This is a genomic window from Chlorobium sp. (genome assembly GCF_021740465.1).
Classification (GTDB): Bacteria; Bacteroidota; Chlorobiia; order Chlorobiales; family Chlorobiaceae; genus Chlorobium.
In genome coordinates this window covers 21,078-44,905 of record NZ_JAIOZR010000004.1, presented here as the reverse complement: position 1 = coordinate 44,905, position 23,828 = coordinate 21,078, and the positions used below count along the sequence as shown (strand labels likewise).

General features: G+C 56.4%; 17 protein-coding genes. 11 read left to right on the top strand and 6 right to left on the bottom strand.

Going from position 1 to position 23,828, the window contains the following annotated elements:
• The first annotated feature begins 162 nt into the window (after positions 1–162).
• The 3 genes from clpP (at position 163) to K9G39_RS02750 (ending at position 4,674) form a co-directional block, all read left to right on the top strand.
• A complete protein-coding gene (gene clpP / locus K9G39_RS02760) occupies positions 163–840 on the top strand; it encodes an ATP-dependent Clp endopeptidase proteolytic subunit ClpP (RefSeq protein ID WP_292003404.1) in 678 nt (225 codons plus the stop codon).
• A gap of 43 nt (positions 841–883) precedes the next feature.
• The gene (locus tag K9G39_RS02755; RefSeq protein ID WP_292003403.1) at positions 884–3,598 is read left to right on the top strand and encodes a valine--tRNA ligase; all 2,715 of its coding nucleotides are present in this window, start codon (positions 884–886) and stop codon (positions 3,596–3,598) included.
• A gap of 176 nt (positions 3,599–3,774) precedes the next feature.
• Positions 3,775–4,674, top strand: a complete 900-nt coding sequence (locus tag K9G39_RS02750) for an RNA polymerase sigma factor RpoD/SigA (protein WP_292003402.1) — start codon at positions 3,775–3,777, stop codon at positions 4,672–4,674.
• Between the two features lie 9 nt (positions 4,675–4,683).
• On the opposite strand, the gene K9G39_RS02745 is transcribed toward K9G39_RS02750, so the two are convergent.
• The 3 genes from K9G39_RS02745 to K9G39_RS02735 all read right to left on the bottom strand — a co-directional run bounded on the left by K9G39_RS02745 (position 4,684) and on the right by K9G39_RS02735 (position 9,525).
• The gene (locus tag K9G39_RS02745) at positions 4,684–5,529 is read right to left on the bottom strand and encodes an SAM-dependent chlorinase/fluorinase (RefSeq protein WP_292003401.1); all 846 of its coding nucleotides are present in this window, start codon (positions 5,527–5,529) and stop codon (positions 4,684–4,686) included.
• Positions 5,526–6,608 (bottom strand): LptF/LptG family permease, encoded by a 1,083-nt coding sequence (locus K9G39_RS02740; RefSeq protein WP_292003400.1) that lies wholly within the window; start codon positions 6,606–6,608, stop codon positions 5,526–5,528. The genes K9G39_RS02745 and K9G39_RS02740 overlap by 4 nt, the downstream gene beginning before the upstream one ends.
• Positions 6,609–6,669: 61 nt before the next feature.
• On the bottom strand, positions 6,670–9,525 hold the full coding sequence (locus tag K9G39_RS02735; protein WP_292003399.1) for a M16 family metallopeptidase: 2,856 nt from the start codon (positions 9,523–9,525) through the stop codon (positions 6,670–6,672).
• Between the two features lie 282 nt (positions 9,526–9,807).
• On the opposite strand from K9G39_RS02735, the gene uvrB reads away from it, so the two are divergent.
• From uvrB to K9G39_RS02700, 7 genes are all read left to right on the top strand, one after another.
• The gene (gene uvrB / locus K9G39_RS02730) at positions 9,808–11,862 is read left to right on the top strand and encodes an excinuclease ABC subunit UvrB (protein WP_292003506.1); all 2,055 of its coding nucleotides are present in this window, start codon (positions 9,808–9,810) and stop codon (positions 11,860–11,862) included.
• 177 nt (positions 11,863–12,039) lie between these two features.
• Entirely contained in the window at positions 12,040–14,241 is a 2,202-nt protein-coding gene (locus K9G39_RS02725) for a bifunctional (p)ppGpp synthetase/guanosine-3',5'-bis(diphosphate) 3'-pyrophosphohydrolase (protein WP_292003398.1), read from the top strand.
• A 115-nt stretch (positions 14,242–14,356) separates the two neighbouring features.
• Positions 14,357–14,944 carry a LemA family protein gene (locus K9G39_RS02720; RefSeq protein WP_292003505.1) on the top strand — a complete coding sequence of 196 codons (588 nt, stop codon included), beginning with the start codon at positions 14,357–14,359 and terminating at the stop codon, positions 14,942–14,944.
• 15 nt (positions 14,945–14,959) lie between these two features.
• Positions 14,960–15,709: a TPM domain-containing protein gene (locus K9G39_RS02715; protein WP_292003397.1), complete on the top strand. Its 750-nt coding sequence runs from the start codon at positions 14,960–14,962 to the stop codon at positions 15,707–15,709.
• A 33-nt stretch (positions 15,710–15,742) separates the two neighbouring features.
• Positions 15,743–16,393 (top strand): TPM domain-containing protein, encoded by a 651-nt coding sequence (locus K9G39_RS02710; RefSeq protein ID WP_292003396.1) that lies wholly within the window; start codon positions 15,743–15,745, stop codon positions 16,391–16,393.
• A 404-nt stretch (positions 16,394–16,797) separates the two neighbouring features.
• Entirely contained in the window at positions 16,798–17,895 is a 1,098-nt protein-coding gene (gcvT, locus tag K9G39_RS02705) for a glycine cleavage system aminomethyltransferase GcvT (protein WP_292003395.1), read from the top strand.
• Positions 17,896–17,942: 47 nt separating this feature from the next.
• Positions 17,943–20,393 carry a DNA translocase FtsK gene (locus K9G39_RS02700; protein WP_292003394.1) on the top strand — a complete coding sequence of 817 codons (2,451 nt, stop codon included), beginning with the start codon at positions 17,943–17,945 and terminating at the stop codon, positions 20,391–20,393.
• Position 20,394: 1 nt separating this feature from the next.
• On the opposite strand, the gene K9G39_RS02695 is transcribed toward K9G39_RS02700, so the two are convergent.
• The 3 genes from K9G39_RS02695 to der all read right to left on the bottom strand — a co-directional run bounded on the left by K9G39_RS02695 (position 20,395) and on the right by der (position 23,214).
• Entirely contained in the window at positions 20,395–20,655 is a 261-nt protein-coding gene (locus K9G39_RS02695) for a NifU family protein (RefSeq protein ID WP_292003393.1), read from the bottom strand.
• Between the two features lie 97 nt (positions 20,656–20,752).
• Positions 20,753–21,835, bottom strand: a complete 1,083-nt coding sequence (locus tag K9G39_RS02690) for an Mrp/NBP35 family ATP-binding protein (protein WP_292003392.1) — start codon at positions 21,833–21,835, stop codon at positions 20,753–20,755.
• 65 nt (positions 21,836–21,900) lie between these two features.
• Positions 21,901–23,214 (bottom strand): ribosome biogenesis GTPase Der, encoded by a 1,314-nt coding sequence (gene der / locus K9G39_RS02685; RefSeq protein WP_292003391.1) that lies wholly within the window; start codon positions 23,212–23,214, stop codon positions 21,901–21,903.
• A gap of 150 nt (positions 23,215–23,364) precedes the next feature.
• Here der and rplM point away from each other — a divergent pair, with 150 nt between their 5' ends.
• Positions 23,365–23,814 (top strand): 50S ribosomal protein L13, encoded by a 450-nt coding sequence (gene rplM, locus K9G39_RS02680; RefSeq protein WP_292003390.1) that lies wholly within the window; start codon positions 23,365–23,367, stop codon positions 23,812–23,814.
• The last annotated feature ends 14 nt before the right edge of the window (positions 23,815–23,828 follow it).

Sequence of the window (23,828 nt, the reverse complement as noted above, 5' to 3'; positions counted from 1 at the left end):
CTAATGGCTTTAAATATAAGCATCCGTCGAGGTTTATCCTGCAGCGCCCGGCTTGTTTTATCGTCTTCTTTTTTACTTATTGGAACCGGAACGATTGAATTGTTGTTAGCTCTATGTATTTTACGTGTTTCTCTTACACCCACTCAACCCATCGATCCAGTTATGGCAAATATCAATTTCGGTTTCGACCACCATGCCCGTAAACTTTACTCGGGCGCTATAGAAGAGGGTATTCGGAATACGCTCGTTCCCATGGTTATCGAAACCTCCGGCAGGGGAGAGCGTGCATTCGATATTTTTTCGCGCCTTCTGCGTGAGCGCATCATCTTTCTCGGCAGCGGCATAGACGAGCATGTGGCCGGCCTTGTCATGGCCCAGCTGATTTTTCTTGAATCCGAAGATCCCGAACGGGATATCTACATCTACATCAACTCCCCCGGCGGGAGCGTTTCGGCCGGTCTGGGCATATACGACACCATGCAGTACATCCGGCCCGATATCGCCACGGTCTGCGTAGGCATGGCGGCAAGCATGGGTGCCTTTCTTCTGGCCAGCGGCACCAAAGGCAAAAGGGCATCGCTGCCTCACTCCCGCATCATGATCCACCAGCCCTCCGGCGGCGCCCAGGGACAGGAGACCGACATCATCATCCAGGCCCGCGAGATAGAGAAGATCCGCAAGCTGCTCGAAGAGCTTCTTGCCAAACATACCGGCCGTGACGTTCAGCAGATCAGGGAGGATTCCGAGCGCGACCGCTGGATGAACGCCCAGGAGGCCCTCGAATACGGCATTATCGACCAGGTTTTCGAGAAGCGTCCGGCACCTGAAAAGGCCGAGTGAACAGTCAGATTTCCTAATTCCCACAGTTGTAACCCAGGTCGCCATGAGTGAAGAGATAACGCCGTTCAATCTCGATAAAACCTATAATCATCAGGAGGTCGAAGACCGCTGGAGAAGCGCCCACTGGGAGGCTCTCGGCAGTTTTCACGCCGAAAGCGGCCGCGTGCTCTCCGAAGGCAGAACCCCCTACAGCGTGCTGATGCCGCCTCCGAACGTTACCGGAAGCCTCACGCTCGGCCATGTGCTCAACCACACCCTGCAGGATATCTTCATCCGCTACAGCCGCATGCGCGGCAAGGAGGCCCTCTGGCTTCCCGGTACCGATCATGCAGGCATCGCGACCCAGACGGTGGTCGAAAAGAAGCTGAAAAAAGAGGGGGTGACCCGCCACGATCTCGGGCGCAAGGCCTTTCTCGACCAGGTGTGGGAGTGGCGTGAAGAGTACGGCGGTCTTATTCTCCGCCAGCTTCGCAGGCTCGGCATATCCTGCGACTGGCGGCGCAACCTCTTCACCATGGACGACCGCGCTTCCGAAGCGGTCGTCAACGCCTTCATCGCGCTCTACCGCGACGGCCTCATCTACCGGGGAACGCGCATCATCAACTGGTGCCCGGTATCGCAGACCGCCCTCTCCGACGAAGAGGTGATCATGAAACCCCGGCGCGACAAGCTTGTTTACGTCCGCTACCCGCTGGTCGGGCGTCCGGGCCACCATATCACCATAGCCACGGTCCGTCCCGAAACCATTCTTGCCGATGTGGCCATCGCCGTCAATCCGGACGATCCCCGCTACCACGACCTTGTCGGTCAACTGGTGGCTGTTCCGGTGGCGGGACGCCATATACCGGTTATCGCCGACGACTACGTCGATATCGAGTTCGGTACCGGCGCACTGAAAATCACGCCCGCACACGATCCCAACGACTACGAGGTCGCGCGCCGTCACAATCTCCCGGTTCTCTCGGTTGTCGGCCGCGACGGAAAAATGACCGACACCTACGGTTACGGCGGCATGGACCGGTTCGACGCCCGCGAGAAAATTCTCCTCGATCTCGAGGAGCTCGGAAATCTCGAACGGGTAGAGGAGTACGAGCACAATGTCGGCTACTCCGAACGCGCCGACGTGGTCGTCGAGCCCTATCTTTCCGAACAGTGGTTCGTGCGCATGAAACCGCTGGCCGAAAAAGCCCTGCAGGTGGTCAACGACAACGAAATCCGTTTTCATCCGCCTCACTGGGTCAACACCTACCGCCACTGGATGGAGAACATCCAGGACTGGTGCATTTCACGCCAGCTCTGGTGGGGGCACCGCATTCCCGCCTGGTACGATTCCGACGGCCGCATATGGGTCGCTTCGTCGTATGAGGAAGCCTGCCATCTGGCCGGAACCGACAAACTGGTGCAGGACGAGGACGTGCTCGATACCTGGTTCTCGTCGTGGCTCTGGCCGCTCACCACACTCGGCTGGACCGGACCGCAGAGCGACAACGACGATCTCAGGGCCTTCTATCCCACCGATACGCTGGTCACAGGCCCCGATATCATCTTCTTCTGGGTGGCGCGCATGATCATGGCCGGCCTCTACTTCAGGGGCGGGGTGCCGTTCCGCGACGTCTACTTCACCAGCATCATCAGGGACATGAAAGGGCGCAAGCTCTCCAAGTCGCTCGGCAACTCTCCCGATCCGCTCAAGGTTATCGACACCTACGGCACCGACGCCCTGCGCTTCACCATCATCTACATCGCGCCTCTCGGCCAGGACGTGCTGTTCGGCGAAGAGAAGTGCGAGCTCGGCAGGAACTTCGCCACCAAGCTCTGGAACGCCTCCAGGCTGGTTTTCATGCAGCGCGAAAAATATTTCGATTCACCGGAGGATTTCGAGGCGGCCTACGGAGCCTTCCTGCCCGACCGGAACGATTTCACCTTTGCCGAAGAGCATCTGCTCATGGCCAGATACCACGCCATGATCGAACGCTACCACACGGCATTCGACCAGTTCAGGGTGAACGACATCGTCAGGAACCTCTACGACTTTTTCTGGGGCGATTACTGCGACTGGTATCTCGAAGCTCTCAAGACGAGCCTTTCCGGCTCTTCCGACACCGAAGCGGCCCGCAGGGCCGTGCTGCTCTCCGTGCATGTGCTCGAAGGCATCGTCAAGTCGCTGCACCCGGTCATGCCCTTCATCACCGACGAGATATGGCACTGTATCCTCAAGCGTCCGCACGGACGTACCGTCGCGCTCTCCCCGATGCCCGAGGCTTCGGCGGAGTGGACGGGCGTGGACGCGGCAATCCATGTGCTCCCCCGTGCCGTCATCTCCGAAGTTCGCAGCCTGCGCTCGCTTTTCGCCGTGCCCGCTTCCGGCACCGCTCCCCTCACTCTCAAGCCGGCGGATGAAGCCGCCTTCAGGGTGCTTTCCGAAAATACGCACATTATCGCTGCAGCCACCAGGTGCAGCGTAACGGTATCGGTCGTCGCCGTCCGTCCGCCGCATGCCGCGGCCTCGGTGGTCGAAGGCAATGAACTTTTTGTACAGCTCGAGGGTTTGATTTCCTTCGAAAAAGAGCGTGCGCGCCTGCAGAAAGAGATCGCCACCATCTCATCATACGTTGTTTCGCTTGAGAAAAAGCTGTCCAATCAGGGATTCGTTGCCAATGCGCCTGAAGATGTTATCGAAAAAGAGCGTTCGAAACTTTCCGAGGCCCGGCGCAACCTTGAAAAACTGTCCTGCAACCTTGATGTGCTTGCAGGTTGAGACTTTTCAGGCGCCGGGAACGCACCGGGTCGGACGGTTTCCGGAGAGCGCCGGATGTCATGGCATTAAAACGGATTTTTTCATTTTGTCCTGAAATGATATTTTACCGGTTCAGGTTAATCCGAACCATCAGGTCAGGAGATATACCTATGAGTTCGCAAGGAGTTTATTAGACAATGAGGCAGTTGAAAATCAGCAAGCAAATCACCAACAGGGAGAGCCTTTCGCTCGACCGCTATCTTCAGGAGATCGGCAAGTACGATCTTCTTACAGCCGACGACGAGGTCAAATTGACCATGGCTATCAAGGAAGGTTACGACATGCCTGTCGATACCGTGGAGTACAAACGCGCCAAGCGTGCACTTGACAAGCTCATCAAAGGCAACCTGCGTTTTGTGGTTTCCGTAGCCAAACAGTACCAGAACCAGGGACTGACGCTCGGCGATCTCATCAACGAAGGCAACCTCGGTCTCATCAAGGCGGCAAAGCGCTTTGACGAAACCAGAGGGTTCAAGTTCATCTCATACGCGGTCTGGTGGATTCGCCAGTCCATTCTCCAGGCTCTGGCTGAACAGTCCCGCATCGTACGTCTGCCGCTCAACCGGGTCGGCACGCTCAACAAGATCAGCAAGGCATACAGTCAGCTCGAACAGGAGTTCGAGCGCGACCCCAATACGCGGGAGCTGGCAAACCTGCTCGATATGGACTCTCAGGATGTCGCCGACACCCTGAAAATCGCCGGACGTCATGTATCGGTTGACGCCCCGTTCGCCCAGGGAGACGACAACCGCCTGCTCGACGTGCTGCAGAACGACGGACACCTGCCCGATCACGGCCTGAACCGAGACTCTCTCACCCTCGAGGTTGAACGTTCACTCTCGGTGCTGGCGCCGCGCGAAGCCGATGTCATCCGCTCCTACTTCGGTATTGGCATGGACAATCCGCTTACCCTCGAAGAGATCGGCGAGAAGTTCAAGCTTACCCGTGAACGGGTTCGCCAGATCAAGGAAAAAGCCATCAGAAGGCTTCGTCAGTCGGCCTACAGCAAGATTCTCAAGGAGTATATCGGTAGCTGAAAAGTCCCGTCAGGCTTTTGTTTCTCCATTGCCGGTTACAGTTTTGGATCTTCTGACGAGACGGACCTGCGAGCCATTCTGTATTCCGGTACGATCAGCGGCACTGCCGTTGCGCACTGCGATCTCTACGGTTCCGAAACTTCCTCCATAAGCCAGCAGCTCTCCCTCCTGCGCGTTTCCGTATGTTTCCACGAGCGGCAGGGGAGGGATTCCTTCGGCTTCTGTGAACCACTCCCGGTGGTTCAGGCAGAGGGATGTGTCGATGGTGGTGACAAGGTTTCCGAAATGGTCGGTGAAGAGCACGTTGCCCTCTATCGTGCCATCAGCCTTCACCCGGCACCCTCGGGAGGGAAGCCTCACACATGATGATGGATCCTCCGGTTCTCCCAGCTTCCAGAATGGAAACCCGCCTGCCAGATGCGCTGCTGCGGGTGAAAAAATATCCCGTCCGTGAAAGGTGGAGCTACGCTCCGGAAGCATGATGTCAGGATTGGTGATGCTCACGCACCCCCTGAGGCCGGTCATCTCAAGTACCGGGGTCAAGAGGCCGTTGTCCGGGCCAAGAAAGGTATGGCATCCGGTTGAAAGGGCGAGAGGTTTTCTGGCTGTGCCCACTCCGGGATCGACTACACAGACCACAATCGAATGTGGTGGCAGGAAGGGGAGTGAGCGTTCGAGGAAAAAAGCCCCAAGTACGACATGCTGCGGAGTGACGGCATGTGTGAGATCGACGATGTGTACCTTCGGGCAGATCGAGAGGATAACCGCCTTCATCTGTCCCACATAGGTGTCCTTGACGCCGAAATCCGTCATCAGCACCACCACCGGGTCAGGGTTTTCGCCGAAGCTCTTCACGCCAATGCCTTCCGGTACAGGAACACGCCTGCTCCGAGAAAGAGCAGCAGCGGAAGCCATGCGGCCACCCATGGTTCGATTACGGCGTTGTATCCCATGGTTGCAACCGTTCTCTGCATGCCAAGAAACAGAAAGCCGATAAAAAGCGCCAAGGCTATTTCCCCAGCAAGTCCGCTGCGTTTTTTCACGGCCGAGAGCGGCACGCCGATCAGAATTACGATAAGCGAAGACAGCGGCATGGCCAGCTTTGCGTGCAGCTTCACCTGCGCACGTTCCAGTCCTGGAAAGCCAGCCTGCATTTTCTCTTTTATGTACCGGTAGTGCTGCACCAGGTTCATCTCTTCGGGAAGCACGTTCAACTCCTTCAGGGATTCAACTGTCAGGGCCAGATCAAGGGTGTCCCGTTCCGCTCTGAAGGCGATCCGGCCGTCAGCGCCACCGAAGATGCGCACCGCAGCCTTTGGCATGACCCATTTTTTCAACCCGCCGTCGAAAACCATTACCGGTCCGTCTGTTCTCGAAAGGAGGTGAGGCCCGTCGAACCTCTCGATGGTGACGTTCAGGGCTCTGGAGCCTTCCGGATCGAAAGAGCCGATGGTAACCACCCTGCTGTCCGGTTCGAGGATATGGATATTCGTGCCCTCGTGCAGGCCTGGCCGTGTTTTGTTGAGCGCATCTCGCTGAAAGGCGATTTTCGCCGAAGCGGCGACCGGCTCGAAGAGCGAGGCATTGGTGAGATTGGCGAGTGCGATGATGATGCCTCCGAGCAGAAATGGGCGCATAAGCTGATCCAGGCTTATGCCCGACGAGCGGATCGCGGCAAGCTCACTCGATGCCGAAAGCCTGCCGGCAGTGAGAATCGAGGCAAGAAGGGCCGATACCGGAGCGGTAACCTGAAAGATTCCCGGCAGAGAGACCAGATAGTACCAGGCTATGCCCGCAGGCCCTGCCTTGCGGTCAAAAAACCCGTCGAGGTTCTCCACCATGTCGATCAGGGTGAAGAGCGCGGCGAAAGTCAGGGATGCAAAGAGAAACGAGACGGCAAACTGCCTGAAAATATAGCGGTCCAGGAGTTTCATGGATGTTTTTCTCTCCTTTGCATGTCTGCGGCATTCGTTATCGTTATGGCTCTCTGGTTGTTCAGTATCCGAAAAGTTCTTCCAGCTTCAGTTCACGTACCTCTCCGTATTTGCGGAGTGTCTGCATGTCGAGTCTTGCAGTGTCTCCGAGAACGAGCATCACATGGTTTCTGTTGCGGAAATGTTTCCGGTGAAAGTCCTGGATATCGTTGAGCCCCATTGCTGGCACCCTCCTGAAAATCTCCTTTCTGACATCCTCATCAAGGCCGAGCCGGCGGGCGTCTTCGTAATTGAAGAGCACCTCGGTTCTTGTGAGCCTTTCAGAGGCTATTTTCTGCATGATACCGTTTTTTGCCGAAGCGAACAGCTCCGGTGATTCCGGCAGCTCCTGCATCAGGCTTCGGATTCCTTCCAGCGCTTCAGGCAGTTTGTCGGCCTGCGTGCCGATATAACTGAAAATATAGTTGTACCGGTCGCGCAGTTTCGGGGTTCTGTAAACCGAAAAAACCGAGTAGGCCAGTGCCTTGGCTTCGCGAAGCTCCTGAAAGACTACTGAAGACATGCCGCCTCCGTAATATTCGTTGAAGAGTGTCACCATCGGACTTATTGCCGCATTGTACAGTTCGTCTCTGGTGAGCATGATCACCTCGGCCTGGGTCATGTCGTAATCGACCACATAGACAAGGTTGTTTTTCTGTTCCAGCTCCGGGTAGAGGCTCGCCGATGGCGGTTCACGCAGCGTGTCGGGGTAGCTGCGCACGGCATGGAGTTCGGCGAGCAGGTTTTCGGCGGAGGTTGGTCCGTAATAGAGCACACGGTGGCGGTACTGCAGGAGGTTTCCGATCTCCTCGAGCAGCTCCCCGGAGGATATGCTTTCGAGCTTCGCATTGGAAAGCACGTTGGTAAAGGGCGAGGAGGGGCCGTATTTGCCGTAGCTCGACATGGCCTCGAACAGGATTTTTCTTTTCGAGAGTTTGTCGTCGGCTCTTTCCTTCATGGTGCCGGCCTTGAGCTTTTCCAGGGCCGCATCGTCTGGCCTGGCATCGGTCAGGAGCTGTTCGAGCAGGCGTATTGAGGCTGGAAAGTTCTTCTGCAGCCCTGAAAGCTTCAGATAGACATAGTCCTCCGATGTGAACGCAGAGAAGCTCGCTCCGTTCCTGTACAGTTCCTGGCTGAACTGTGCGGGAGTCAGGGCCGAAGTTCCCAGATAGGAGAGGTAGTCGAGCGCGAGATCGACTTTCCGGCTGTGGTTTTTGCCGATATCGAACACGTAGTATATAGAAAACAGTTCGTTTTCGTTGTTGTGCAGGTAGTGCAGGTCGATCTCGGGGGTTACCGCGTAAAAGCCGATATCCTTCCGGTAATCGAGAAAGGATGGCTCGATTTCGTCTGAAGGTTTGGCAAGGATATCGCCGGCGAACTTCGACGAGCTGTCGCGGTTGACCTTGATCGGCGTGATCGGCGGCTTCTGGATTTTCGGGCTGCTCTTCTCGCTGCCGTGCTCCTTGAAGACGGCAACATAGTTTGATCCGTAGTGCTTCTTTGCGAAAGCCACCAGATCCTCCTTGGTGATCTTTTCGAGGCGTTCGGTCTGATGGATGTACTCCTTCCAGTCCATTCCCCAGACGAAAGCGTCCACATAGGCCTCTACCCGTCCCCGATTGCTCTCGTAGAGTTTCAGCTGTTCAATTTTCAGGTCGTTGATGGCAGCTTCGAGCAGCCAGTCGGGGAAGTTCCCCTCCTTGAGCTGCCGGAGCTGTTCGAGCAGCAGATCTCTCACCTCTTCAAGGCTCTGGCCTTCACGCGGCTTGGCACTCAGCAGGTGTGCCGAGTAGTCCTTCATCAGCACCAGCATCGAACCAGCATCAAGCGTTTTTTGCTGCTGGTTGAGGTTCAGGTCTATCAGTCCGGCGGTCTGGTTGTAAAGCACCTTGTCGATCAGCGTGAGGTAGTCGGCTTCCCTGGTGTTGACGCCGCTGAAGCGGAACCCGATAACCAGCTCTTCGGCTTCAGGACCCTTCACCTTTTTGACGACCGGTTTCTTCAGTGGCTCCTCGACGGCGGGAGTAAACGGCGGGATCTCCTTCTGCTGCAACACCGAGAATTTCCTGTCGATCATCCTGATGGTCTCCTCCGGATCGAAATCTCCGGCAAGGCAGAGTGCCATGTTGTTCGGTACGTAGTAGGAGCGATAGTAGTTGATCACGTTTCTGATCGACGGGTTCTTCAGGTGTTCCGCCTTGCCGATGGTGGTCTGGGTGCCGTAGGTGTGCAGGCTGAAAAGCCCGGAAAAAAGGTTTTCCCATATTTTCCGGCTGTCGCTGTCCATGGTCATGTTTTTTTCTTCATAGACGGTTTCCAGCTCGGTGTGGAAGAGCCGCATGACCGGATTACGGAACCGTTCCGCCTCTATCGAGAGCCACTGGTCGAGCTTGTTGGAGGGAATGTCGTTGATATAGACGGTCTGTTCGACCCAGGTGTAGGCGTTGGTTCCCTGTGCGCCGATAGAGTTCAGCAGCTTGTCGTACTCGTTCGGCACTGTGAACTGCGCGGCGACGTTCGAAATGCTGTCGATATCCCGGTATATTGCCGCCCGCCTGTCGGGATCGGCCGTCGAACGGTACTCTTCATAGAGCGTGATGATTTTTTCCAGTTCGGCATGCTCTTTTTCATAGTTGAGCGAGCCGATGGAGTCGGTTCCCTTGAAGAGCATGTGTTCAAGGTAGTGAGCAAGTCCGGTAGTTTCGGCCGGATCGTTCTTGCTTCCGGCACGAACGGCGATCGAGGTGTATATTCTCGGTTCGTCGTGGTAGGGGCTCATGAAAACGGTCAGCCCGTTGCCAAGCGTATAGATGCGCGTATGGAGGGAGTCGCCGGGTATGGTGGTATACGGATAGGTTTTGACTTCATTTATCATTGGACTGCAGGATGATAGTACATGCAAAAGAAGGAAAATGGCAATACCCGCCAGGATACGGCACTTTCCCGGTGTTGAATATGGAAAAACGGTCATCACAAAAAACATAATAATGGGATTTCCGGCGAACTATTGCAACTGCTCGGGGATAACTGACAAAAAAACATAACTCTGCCGGTTCCCTGGCAAATCCTTTCTCAGGGTTCGAGAACGAACAGGCGGCATTAATAGTTCTTTCTGCTGCAGTTACCAGAAACAATCAAGAGCGGGATGCATCACGCAATGTACGGCATAACAGGAAACGAGTACCGGCTTGTCAGCCCGTACGTACCGAAAGGCGATCAGCCGAAAGCCATCGAACAGCTTGTCGAAGGGGTACAGCGCGGCGACCGGTGGCAGACGCTGCTCGGCGTCACCGGCTCCGGCAAAACCTTCACCATTTCGAATGTCATCGCCCAGGTCGGCAAGCCGGTGCTGGTGATGAGTCACAACAAGACGCTTGCCGCACAGCTTTACGGTGAGCTCCGGCAGTTTTTTCCCGACAACGCTGTCGAATACTTCATCAGTTATTACGATTTCTATCAGCCCGAAGCCTATCTTCCCGCGCTCGATAAATATATAGCAAAGGACCTGCGTATCAACGACGAAATCGAGCGGCTCCGGCTCAGGGCCACCAGTTCGCTGCTCAGCGGACGACGTGACGTTATTGTGGTGAGTTCGGTAAGCTGCATCTATGGCCTCGGATCTCCCGAAGAGTGGAAGGCCCAGATCCTCGAGCTGCGGCCCGGCATGGAAAAAGACCGAGACCAGTTTCTCCAGGAGCTCGTTTCGCTGCACTACGTCAGGGACGATATCGCTACCGGCCCCGGCAAGTTCCGGGTCCGCGGAGATATCATCGATCTGGTGCCTGCACACGAAGAGCTTGCCGTACGGGTGGAGTTTTTCGGGCCGGAGATCGAAAGCCTACAGACCTTCGACATGCAGAGCGGCGAGGTGCTTGGAAGGGACGACTACGCCTTCATCTATCCCGCGCGCCAGTTCGTGGCCGGGGAGGAACAGATGCGCCGCTCCATGCTGGAAATCGAAAACGAACTGGCCGGAAGGCTCAACCAGCTCCGTGGCGACAACCGTCTCATCGAGGCGCGCCGACTCGAAGAGCGCACCCGATACGACCTTGAAATGATGAAAGAGCTGGGGTACTGCTCGGGCATCGAAAACTACTCCCGCCACCTCTCCGGAAGAGAGCCCGGTCAGAGGCCGCACTGCCTGCTCGACTATTTTCCCGAAGACTACCTCGTCGTGGTCGACGAATCACATGTAACGCTGCCGCAGATCAGGGGCATGTACGGCGGAGACCGTTCGCGCAAGACCATACTGGTCGAACACGGCTTCCGTCTTCCTTCCGCGCTCGACAACCGTCCACTCCGTTTCGAGGAATATACGGAACTTGTGCCGCAGGTGATCTGCGTCAGCGCCACCCCCGGCGATCTCGAACTCGAGTTTTCCGGAGGAGTTATCGTCGAGCAGCTTGTCCGTCCGACCGGTTTGCTTGATCCCCCGGTGGAGGTGCGGCCCGTCAAGGGGCAGATCGACGATCTGCTCGAAGAGATCCGCCGCCACACCGAAAAAGGGTTCAAGGTGCTGGTCATGACGCTCACCAAGCGCATGGCCGAAGACCTCGACGGTTATTTTCGCAAGGCGGCAATTCGCTCGCGCTATCTGCATTCGGAGATAAAGAGCCTCGAACGCATCCAGATTCTCCGGGAGCTCAGAACCGGCGACATCGACGTGCTGGTCGGTGTCAATCTGCTCCGCGAAGGTCTCGATCTTCCCGAAGTATCGCTGGTCGCCATCCTTGATGCCGATAAAGAGGGATTCCTGCGTAATACACGGTCACTCATGCAGATCGCCGGACGGGCGGCTCGCAACCTCGAAGGGTTTGTGGTACTCTACGCCGATGTGATAACCCGTTCCATCCGTGAGGTACTCGACGAAACCGCACGCCGGCGGGCAATACAGCAGCGCTACAACGAGGAGCACGGTATCGAGCCGCACTCGATCGTCAAGTCGATGGAGCAGGTGCTCAATACCACCAGCGTCGCCGATTCCGAGGAACGATACCGCCGAAAGCGTTTCGGGCTCGAGCCCAAGCCGGAGAGGCTGTTCAGCTCGCTTGTCGAAACGCTCTCGGCCGACGAATGTTACTCCATGGCCGCAGAACTTCGTCTTGAAATGGAGGAGGCCGCAGAGCACATGGAGTACGAAAAAGCAGCATACCTGCGCGACGAAATATCGAAATTCGAGCAGCGGGCAAGGGGGAGTGTGAAGGGCGGGTAGCGGTTTTTCTTGCCGCAGCGCTTTGTTATAGGAAAATAAAATCATATAAGAATAATATATACGGGGCGAGGGTCTCTCCGGAACGCACTGGCGATAAGGAGCGCCTTTCCCCCGCAAGCAGGATGGTTACCGTTTAAAGCCTTTTTCAGGGAGCACAAGGAGGGAGCACCGGGTTCTATGCTGGCACAGATCGATAAAAAGCATTATGCGAAATTGCACGAAATTCTCCGGCTCTGCCGCGACAATCTCAAGCAATGCGACGAATCGCTGGTTCAGCGCGCGTTCTTCATGTCCTACCGGGCTCACGAAGGCGAAAAACGAGCCTCCGGAGAACCCTACTTTTACCATCCGGTAGAAGTTGCCACAATCATGCTCGAAGAGCTGCCTCTCGACGATGTTTCCGTCGCCGCGGCGCTTCTGCATGACGTGATCGAAGACAGCGGCTACACCTACGACGATCTTGTCGCCGAACTCGGCGTCGAGGTTGCCGATATTGTTGAAGGGCTGACCAAGATATCCGGCATCACGATCAATCGCGAAACCACCCAGGCCGAAGGTTTTCGCAAGATGCTGCTCTCGATGGTCAAGGATATCAGGGTCATTCTCATCAAGTTTTGCGACCGCCTGCACAACATGAGGACGCTCGAATCGCTGCCCGAACACCGTCGCCTGAAGATTGCCCTTGAAACGAGGGATATCTACGCCCCCCTGGCGCACCGTTTCGGTCTCGGCAAGATGAAGGTCGAGTTCGAAAACCTCGCGCTGAAATACATCGATCCCGAGATGTACGATTTTCTGCAGCAGAAGGTACGTCTGAGCCGGGCTGAGCGTATCAATTACCTCAACCGCATGATCGACCCCATCAGGGACGATCTTGAAAAACAGGGCTTCAGTATCGAGGTTCAGGGCAGGGCAAAACACCTCTTCTCCATCTACAACAAGATGCGAAACAAGAACAAGAACTTCGAGGATATCCACGATCTTTACGGCATTCGGGTTATCGTCGATACCGAACGGGTTGCCGACTGTTTCGCGGTCTACGGCTTCATCACCCAGAAGTATCCGCCCATACCGCAGCACTTCAAGGACTACATCTCCATTCCCAAGCACAACGGCTATCAGTCGCTGCACTCGGCCATCATCGGCCCCAAAGGGTATGTTGTGGAACTGCAGATCCGCACCAAGCGCATGCACGAATTTGCCGAACTTGGCGTGGCCGCTCACTGGCGCTACAAGGAGAAGATATCCAGGGACGACGCCACGATTGACTCCTTCCTGAAATGGGCCAGGGAGCTCATCAAGGATGCCGACTCCGCCGCTTCGTTCATGGAGGGGTTCAAGCTCAATCTCTACCACGACGAGATCTACGTTTTCACTCCCAAGGGCGACATGAAAACCATGCCGGCCGACGCCACTCCCATCGACTTTGCCTACGCCATTCACTCCGAAATCGGCAACGGCTGCATCGGAGCCAAGGTGAACGGCAAGATCGTTCGGCTCAACGCGCAGCTCAAATCGGGCGATCGGGTGGAGATCATTACCTCGAAAAACCAGAAGCCCAAGGCCGACTGGCTCAAGTTCGTCGTTACCCACCGAGCACGCCTCAAAATCCGCTCGGCCATCAACGAAGAGCGCCGCATGCAGATCGAAAAAGGCCGCAGCATGTGGGACAAACTGCTTTCAGGAGGAAAAAAGCTCTTTTCCGACAACGACATTATCCGGCACGCCAAAAAGTATGGCATCAAGACGCCTGCCGACTTTTTCAGCGCTCTGGCCAGTCAGCAGATCAACGGCGAGGAGATTTTCGAACGCGTCAGCAGCGCGCACAAAGAGCCGCCCGAATCAGCGGTCAAACAGCCGTCGAGTCAGGCCCGCCAGGTTGAAACCTTTCTCGAGCAGGCTCGCCAGGACCAGGATGCGCCTGTATCGAAAAAGGATGATGTGATCATCGCCGGAATGAGCAACATCGCCTACGCCTATGCCAAATGCTGCCAGCCGGTTCCCGGCGACGACGTTATCGGTTTCGTCACGGCCGACGGCGTGGTGAAGATCCACCGGAAGAACTGTCTGAACGTCAGCAACGAAAACTTCCTGAAAAGCGAGCGGATTGTATCGGTTTCCTGGAACAGGAAGGTTGAAACAGATTTCCTTGCCGGCATAAAAATCGTCGGCGAGGACCGGCTTGGCATCACCAACCAGATTACCACCGTCATCTCCAAATTCGATACCAATATCCGGAGCATCTCCCTGCACGCAAGGGATGGCATGTTCGTCGGTACGCTGATGGTCTATGTCCGCAACATCGAAAAACTCGGCACCCTTATGGAGAAGCTCAAGAAGGTTCAGGGCATCTTTACCGTCGAACGTCTCATAAGCTGACGGAAAAAGAGGGCGGAACCCGGCGTCCGGACTTCAGTGAATTTCTGTAACTTGAAACAGAGCGTATATTATGCAATACAACCAGACAATGTCCATTAACCAGAACATGAACGCCATGAAACCGATACTGTCGAGACTCTTCGCTTTTCTGCTGCTGCTCGGCTCGCTCTCCGGCTGCGGCTACAACTCCATCCAGCAGAACGACGAGGCCGTCAACAAGGCCTGGGGCGATCTCGAATCGCAACTCCAGCGCAGGGCTGACCTCGTGCCAAACCTGGTGGCCACCGTCAAGGGAGCGGCGAACTTCGAACAGGAGACCCTTACTGCGGTCGTCGAAGCCAGAGCGAAGGCCACCGCCGTGCAACTCACACCCGAAATGCTCAGTGACCCGGAAGCGATGAACAAGTTTCAGAGTGCCCAGGGATCACTCTCATCGAGCCTTTCGCGTCTCCTTGTAGCTGTCGAGCGCTATCCCGATCTCAAGGCCAATCAGAATTTCAGGGATCTGCAGAACCAGCTTGAAGGTACCGAAAACCGCATCAGCGTTGCCCGCCAGCGTTACAACGCCACAGTGGAAACCTTCAATTTCTCGATACGGCAGTTCCCCAACTCCATGACTAACAGCCTGCTGCTCAAGCTGAAGGCCAAGGAGTACTTCAAGGCCGATGCCGCTGCGAAAACCGTACCGGAAGTGAAGTTCTGACGAGTGACTCGATTCATGCAAAAACAGTTCAAAGCGCATTTCCTCATCTGTATCCTCATGTTGCAGATGATTCCTGTTGCGATCGCACAGGCTCTCGACGTACCTCCGCTCCGGAGCCGGGTGAACGACGGCGCGGCAATGATTTCCCCCGGGATGGAGGTGGTTCTCGAAGCGAAACTCGCAGATCTTGAAAAGAACGAATCCACGCAGATCGTCATTCTTACGGTTCCCTCACTCGAAGGGGAACCTGTTGAGGATTTCTCCATCAAGGTAGCCGAAGCCTGGAAGATTGGCCAGAAAGGGGTAGACAACGGCGTGCTTTTTCTGGTCTCCCGCGATGACCGGAAGGTACGTATCGAGGTGGGTTACGGTCTCGAAGGCCGTTTGACCGATCTGCTCGCGGGACGGATCGTCCAGAACGAGGTGACTCCCGCTTTCAGGGACGGTAAGTTCGACGCCGGTTTTCAGCGGGGCGTCGAGTCTATTATGCTCGCGGTTCGTGGTGAGTACAAGGCGGCCCCGGCAAAAGAAAAAGGAGGCACTCCCTCGCTTGGCCTCATTCTGCTCATCATCCTTTTCATCTACTTTTTCATCCAGATTACACGAGGCAGCGGGGGAGGCGGCCCGATGATCTTCGGTGGCGGACCCGGCGGCGGCTATTACGGCGGCGGTTCGTTCGGCGGGGGCAGCTTCGGCGGCGGAGGCGGAGGTTTCAGCGGTGGCGGGGGCGGTTTCGGCGGCGGCGGCGCGTCGGGCAACTGGTAAGAAAAACAATATACGGCCACAGGGCCTACTGCCATGAAAGATCCGGTCAACAGGTTCCTGACGGAACAGGACAAACAGCTCATCGAGGAACGTATCCGTGAGGCGGAGCGCACCACTTCCGGCGAAATCGTCGTCAAGGTCGTCTCCTCCAGCGACAGCTATGCGGCGGCGGGACTGCTCGGCAGTTCCATGCTTTCGCTTTTTGGCGCCCTGCTCGTCATGGTTGCTGCCGGAAACCGGGACATGTGGTCCTTTCTTGGTATTTTCGCGGCATGCTTCATTCTGCTCAACGAGCTTTTCAGGAGGATCCCCACTCTGAAACGCCCCTTTGTTTCCGCCCGGGACATGCAGGAAGAGGTCGCGGAGGCAGCGGCAGGCGCCTTTTTCCGCCGTGCAATATACGAAACCCGCGATCGTACAGGCATCCTCATCTACATATCGATGTTCGAGCACCGGGTGCGTGTTATTGCCGATCAGGGTATCAGCTCCAGAGTCGAGCAGCAGCTCTGGCAGGAGATCGTCGATACCATCATTGCCGGAATCCGCGGCAAAGAACAGGGACGGGCGATAGCCGAAGCCGTAAAACGCTGCGGGGTGATTCTTGCCCGTTACTTTCCGCGCCAGTCCGGTGACCGGAACGAACTTTCGGACGCAATCGTCTTGGGACGAGGGGATCGTTTGTGAAAAAGCTTTGCAAACTCGACCGCCAGGAGCTGCTTGATCATACCATGCTCCTTGCCGGCGAAGGCCGAATGCCCAAATATGTCTGTACGGCATGCGGTCGCGCTTCCCGAAAGCGAGGCCGCCTCTGCAAGCCCCTGAAAATTCGCGTGAAAAATCGGCGGAATCATACATGATTCCCGAACCGGTGGCCCCCAGCATCATCCATCCGGCTCCTGCAGGCGCAATTCGCTCAATGTACGTTCTTATCCTCCGGATGCTTATATTTCTGTTCGGAAAGAGGGGCTTGTTCTCCGGATGCCTGAAAAAACGGAAGCGTATCGGGGAAAATGCTTTGAACTTCCCTGTAAAATGCTTTTTTACAGTCAATTGCCATTCACGTCAATACTATTCAGTAACAGGTGGTTATGAAAAAAACAGCACTTTACTCCTGGCACGAGAAGGCCGGGGCAAAAATTATCGATTTCGGCGGCTATCTCATGCCGGTACAGTACAGCGGCATCATCGCCGAACACAAGGCGGTACGTGAAGCTGCAGGACTGTTCGACGTATCCCACATGGGGAATTTTGCCATCACGGGAGCCCGGGCCGGGGAGTTTCTGCAGTATCTCACCACCAACGATCTATCGAAGGTTTCCGATGGCGAGGCGCAGTACAACCTCATGCTCTACCCCGATGGAGGCATCGTCGACGATCTTATCATCTACCGCATCGATGCCGGAAGCTTTTTTCTGATCGTCAACGCCAGCAATGCTGAGAAAGACCTTGCATGGATTGGTCAGCATATCGGTGCCTTCGAGGGTGTCGGACTCGAAGACCTTACCGGAACGCTCTCCCTTGTGGCCCTTCAGGGGCCCCGCTCCCGGGAGGTGCTTCGGAAGGTATTTCCCGATCACGACCTCGCCTCGCTCCGCCCCTTCCGGTTCCTGAAGATTTCCTGGAAGGGCAGAGAGATCATGATAGCCCGTACAGGCTATACCGGAGAAGAGGGCGTGGAGATTTGCATCCCCAATGAAGCAGCACTGGATCTCTGGAGTGCGCTTATGGCGGCAGGGAATGAGTACGGTATTCTGCCTGTCGGTCTCGGCGCGCGCGACACCCTTCGCCTTGAAATGGGTTATTCTCTTTACGGGCATGAGATCGACAGTACCGTCAACCCTCTCGAAGCCCGTCTCAAATGGGTGGTTAAATCCGGCAAGGGGCATTTCATCGGCAGGGAGGCATGTCAGCAGGCGGAGTTGGCTCCCAGGCGCGCCGTTGTCGGATTCAGTCTCGAGGGGCGGGCGCTTGCGCGCCAGCATTTCAGGATTTTCAACTCGGACAGGCAGGAGATCGGCACGGTGTGCAGTGGTACGCTTTCGCCAACGCTGCAGGAACCCATAGGAACCTGTTCGATTCTAAGGGAGTACAGCCGGCCGGGAACTCCTCTTTTCGTTGAAATCCGCGGGTCACTCCAGCCGGGAGTCGTCCGGGCGCTTCCCTTCGTGCAGCGTCCTGCGCTTTAAGCTATGGATACAAGGAATCATGTTCAGGGAGAAAGATCTGCGTGGCATTGAAAAAAAATACAAAAAACGGACGGACCGTTACAACAGCCGGCAATGAGGAGCAGAAAAGGGAGATAGCCGGTATTGTGCTGATGCTTGCGGCCCTTTTCTTTATCGGGGCGCTGCTGAGTTTTCACTCCGAAGACGAGTCCTTGCTCGCCCATCTGGCATGGAACGACATTTCCAGTTCCGCAGCAAAGGATGCTGCCGGCAGTATCGGCAATCCTTTCGGCCTGCTTGGCGCAAGGCTTTCGGCCTTTTTCATCAGATCGTTTTTCGGCTATCCGGCAATTCTGCCCGGCATCGCCCTGCTTTTCTGGGGCTGGTCGCTTTTCCGTCAGAAAAGCCTCAAGCCGGCGCTGCTTTTCTTTCTCTACATGCTCTTCATGGCTGTCGATGTCGCTGCCATGTTCGGTTTGACCTCTATGGAGTTCAGCGATTACATGGCGGGTACCATAGGGCGGATGCTTGCAGCAATGCTTTCCACCCTCATTGGCTACACCGGCGCCTGGGTGCTGCTCGCTGCAGCCGGAGTCATCACCAGTTTTTACATGAGCCGGGGGCTCGGCGCCATGTTTTCCGATACCTCCCGCTCTGTATTGGAGGAGCTTCGCAAACCACTGGGCGTCCTGAGCGCGTGGAGGGAGGCGAGGCGTAAAAAGAGATCCGAAAGCGCCCGGCTGAAAGAGGATCGCCGGCTGCAGCGGGAGGAAAAAAAACGGCTGAAGCGCGATCCCCAGGTCGCTCCTTCCCAAAGCTCCGATCCTGAAGGGAGTGCTCCCTTCTATTCCGACCCCTATCCGGCATTCCGGGACGAAGCCGTACGGTTGGACGAGCCTTTCCCGGGGGAGAGCACTCCGCTACCCTCTGCTGCTTCGGTGAGGCAGGAGGGTGTTGCCGGTGAACCGGAAATGACCATCAGCGCGGGTATTCACGAAAAAGAGGCCGACCTCGACGAGCGTCGTCTGAAAGTGAAGACCAAGGATCGCGAGCCCTACCGCTTTCCTTCGATCGATCTGCTTGAGCGGGTTCCCGACGACGACAATCGCATCGACGAACACCACCTTACTGAAAGCAAGCGCAAGTTGCTTGAAAAGCTCAACATCTACAAGATCGACGTGGTGAGGATTTCAACCACGGTCGGTCCCCGCGTGACCCTCTTTGAAATGGAGCTTGCTCCCGATGTGAAGGTCAGCCGGGTCAAATCGCTCGAGAACGATCTTGCCATGGCGCTTGCCGCAAGGGGCATCCGCATCATCGCCCCCATTCCCGGCAAGAACGCCGTCGGCGTCGAAATTCCCAACGGCAAACCCAAAACCGTCTGGCTCCGCTCGGTGCTGCAGGTCGAGAAGTTCAAGAACAGCACCCTGACGCTGCCTATCGTGCTAGGCAAAACCATCGCCAACGAGGTCTTCATCGCCGATCTGGCCACCATGCCCCACCTGCTGATCGCCGGAGCGACCGGAGCGGGCAAATCGGTCTGCATCAACGTCATCATCTCCAGCCTGCTCTACGCCTGCAGCCCCGACAAGGTCAAATTCGTCATGATCGACCCGAAACGCGTCGAGCTATTCCACTACCAGCAGCTCAGGAACCACTTCCTCGTGCGTTTTCCCGGTATCGACGAGCAGATCATCACCGACCCGCAGAAAGCGGTCTATGCACTCAAATGCGTCGTCAAGGAGATGGAGCTTCGCTACGAATGTCTCGAAAAGGCCGGTGTGCGCAATATCGGCGACTACAACCGCCGTCTGCCGGAGGAGGCCATGCCCTATCTCGTCGTGGTGATCGATGAACTCGCCGATCTCATGATTACTGCCGGCAGGGAGGTCGAAGAGCCCATCATAAGGATCGCCCAGCTCGCCCGTGCCGTCGGCATTCACCTCATCGTCGCCACCCAGCGCCCCTCGGTCGATGTCATCACCGGCATCATCAAGGCAAACTTCCCCTCGCGGATCGCTTTCCAGGTGGCAAGCCGGGTCGATTCGCGTACCATTCTCGACGGATCGGGAGCCGAACAGCTTCTGGGAAACGGCGATATGCTTTTCCAGCCCTCCGACCAGCCCAAAGCCCTGCGTATCCAGGGCCCTTTCGTCTCCTCGGGCGAAGTCGAGGCGATAACCACCTTCATCGGTGCGCAGCACGCCCTTAAAAACATGTTCGTGCTCCCCGTGCCCGACCAGCAGCAGAAAGGCAACGGCTCGGCAATCGGCGGCATGCAGGATCGCGATGGGCGCGACAGCATGTTCGAGGATGCGGCCCGGCTTGTGGTCATGCACCAGCAGGCAAGCGTATCGCTCCTGCAGAGGCGTCTGCGTCTCGGATTCAGCCGTGCGGCAAGGGTGATGGATCAGCTCGAATACAACGGGATCGTCAGTGAAGCCGACGGCAGCAAGCCGAGAGAGGTCCTCGTCAATAACGAGGACTCCCTGGAGCTGTTGCTGAGAAATCTGGGGTGATTTATACGGATTCGACGCGGGCGATTTCGGGAATGGCTTTCTTGATAGCCTGTTCAACGCCTGCACGGAGCGTGAGGGTGCTCATCGGGCATGAGCCGCAAGCGCCGAGAAGTTTCACGTCCACAACCATATCCTTGGTGATGCCGACAAGCTGGCAGTCGCCGCCGTCAACCTGCAGATAGGGGCGCACGGTTTCAAGTGCGGCGATAACCCGGTCGTAAAGTCCGTCGCTGTTCGGCAGATAATCCTTGCTGGTGCTCATGATGGAATGCTGTTATGATGATTGAAATACTGATGTTTTCTCTGGAAATACAAGGTGATATAATATCACTTCCCGACCCAAAAAAACAATACAAAAATCATGATGGTTCCCGGCCGTTGCAGGCGTTGGTGATGGATATCTGACGGGCGACCTCCTGCGCCGCTCGGGTCATCGCCGTTGCGGTGGCCGAAGCCTTTTCGGCCATCACGAAGGGGATGCCGCTGTCGCCCCCCTCGCGAACCTCGCGTCCGATCGGTATGGCCCCAAGAAAGGCGATGCCCTGCGCTTTGGCGAACCGCTCTCCGCCGGCTTTGCCGAAAATGTAGTCTTTCGTGCCGTCGGGCAGTTCGTAGTAGCACATGTTTTCCACAAGTCCGAGAATCGGCACATGCACCTTGCGGAACATGCTCACCGCTTTCGATACGTCGGCCAGCGCGAGATCCTGCGGCGTGGTGACGATAACCGCTCCGGTAAGCGGGATGGTCTGCACCAGGGTGAGCTGAATGTCGCCGGTTCCCGGAGGCAGGTCGAAAATCAGGTAGTCGAGCTCTCCCCACGCAACCTCGGAGATGAACTGCTTGATGGCGCTCGAAGCCATAGGCCCGCGCCAGATGATGGCGGTGTCGGTTTCGATGAGAAAACCTATCGACATCAGCTTGATACCGTATTTTTCGACCGGCACGAGGTTTTTGTCGACCACCTCCGGTTTCGCGTCGTTCATGCCGAACATGGTCGGTATGCTCGGGCCGTAGAGGTCGGCGTCGATCAGGCCAACTTTCGCGCCGGTAGCAGCCAGGCTCACGGCCAGGTTGACGGCCACGGTGGACTTGCCGACCCCGCCCTTGCCGGAGGCCACGGCGATGATGTTCTTCACCCCTTTCAGCGGACGCTCCTCCTCACCCTGGTGGTGGCTGCAGCCGGAGGTCACTTTCGAGGTCATGTTCACCTCGATCTCGTCGGCAAGCGGCACACAGGTTCTTACGGCGTCGATGCATGCCTGGCGTATCTGGTTTTTCATCGGGCAGGCCGGCGTGGTCAGCACTACGCTGAACGATACCCGGTTCCTTTCGTCGATGCGGATATCCTCGATCATGCCGAGCGTCACCAGATCCTTTTTCAGGTCCGGCTCCATAACGGTCTGCAGGGCGGCTAAAATCTGTGCTTCTTGTACGTGGTGCATGGAATGGATTGTCTTTGAGTGATCGTGAGATTTACCTGGTTGCCGTCGGTCGTCGGAAAGCGGTGCTACTTCTCCATGAAGCGGAGCGAAATCGGCACGCCGTCGAGACTGAACTCTTCGCGGAGCTTCTTTTCGAGGAACTTCCTGAAATTGTTCTGCACAAGCTCAGGATTATTGCAGAAAAAAGCAAATACCGGCCAGTGCGAATCGATCTGCGTCATATACTTGATTTTCAGCTCCCGGCCCGATTTCGTCGAGGGGTGCTTTGCTGCGAGCGCCTCTTCGAGAAAGCGGTTCAGGGCGCTGGTGGTGATCTTGCGCGACCGGTTCCGGCTGATCTCCTCGGCGGTGTCTACAGCACGGTAGAGGTTCTTTTTCGTCAGGGCCGAAATGAACACCACCGGTATCCACGAGAGGTTTCCCATATGGGAGCGGAGGTTGTCCTCGTAGAGCTTGCTGGTTTTCGAATCCTTCTCGATGAGATCCCACTTGTTGACCAGAAGCAGCACTCCTTTCTTGCGCTCCTCGGCCATGTTGATGATCTTAAGATCCTGCTTTTCGAGTCCCGCCCTCGCGTCGAGCAGCACCATGGCCACCTGGCAGCGCTCGATGGCCCGCTCGGTGCGCAGCGAGCTGTAGAACTCCACGCCGGCGTCGATTTTCGTGCGTTTTCTCAGCCCCGCCGTGTCGATCAGCAGGAACTCCTGCTTCTTGCGCGTGAAGCGGCTGTCGATGGCGTCCCGCGTGGTGCCCGGAATGTCCGAAACGATGTGGCGGTTCACGCCGAGCAGGGCGTTGACGAAGCTCGACTTGCCGACGTTCGGCCTTCCAACCACGGCGAGCTTGACGGTGTCATCCTCCTCTTCGTGAGCGCCTTCCGACGAGGGCAGGGAGTCCAGAATGTCGTCGAGCATGTCGGCCACGCCGCTGCCGTCCTTGGCCGAAAGGAAATAGGGGCGGGTGAAGCCGGTACTGACAAACGATTCCGCGTCGATGGCCAGCTGAGGGCTCTCCACCTTGTTGACGGCAAAGAATATCAGCTTGTCCTGGCAGGTGCGCTGCAGGAGCTTGCCGATCTCCAGGTCGTCGTAGGTCAGGCCGGAGCGCACGTCGGTCAGAAAGATCACGCAGTCGGCCTCCCTGATGGCCGTCAGCGTCTGCTCGATCATCGAGGAGCTGATGACGTCGTTGGCCGAACAGTAGCCGCCGGTATCCATCAGAAGGAACTGTTTTCCCTGCCACTCGCCCGGCATGATGTGACGGTCGCGCGTAACGCCCGGCATGCTGTCGACGATGGCGCTTTTCTGGCGGAGGATTCTGTTGAACAGGGTCGATTTGCCGACATTCGGTCGGCCCACCAGAGCAATTAAAGGCTTCATAAGGCAATAGGGTATTATAAGGCATGGCGGCACCTGCGGCCGCCTCAAATTCAGGAAGAGAGTACAGGTATAATTTGTAGAATTAAATGAAATAATTTACATTGCTAAACTTTATTTTTCGGAAAAGTCCAGTTAATCCTATTGTACAGCATGAGCAAGACGTTAAGTTTCAAGACATATTCGGCAAAGCCTGCGGAAGTCGAGCGTAAGTGGTATATCGTTGATGCCGAAGGCCAGATTTTGGGGAGAATGGCGGCAGAGATCGCCAGGGTGCTCAGAGGCAAGCACAAGGCGCAGTTCACTCCTCACATCGACACCGGCGACTTCATCGTGGTCACCAACGCCGAGAAGGTTGCCTTGAGCGGCAAGAAGATCGAGTACAAAACCTACTTCCACCACTCGAACTATCCTGGTGGCGGCAAGTTCGACCACGTCAAGGACGTCCTGAAGAAAAAACCCGAAAAGGTCATCGAACATGCGGTGTGGGGAATGCTTCCGCACAACAATCTCGGACGCCAGCTGTTCAGGAAACTCAAGGTCTACGCCGGCACGGAGCATCCGCATGCAGCGCAGTGCCCCGTTGAAATGAAAGTTAAATAAACCATAAGCAAAGA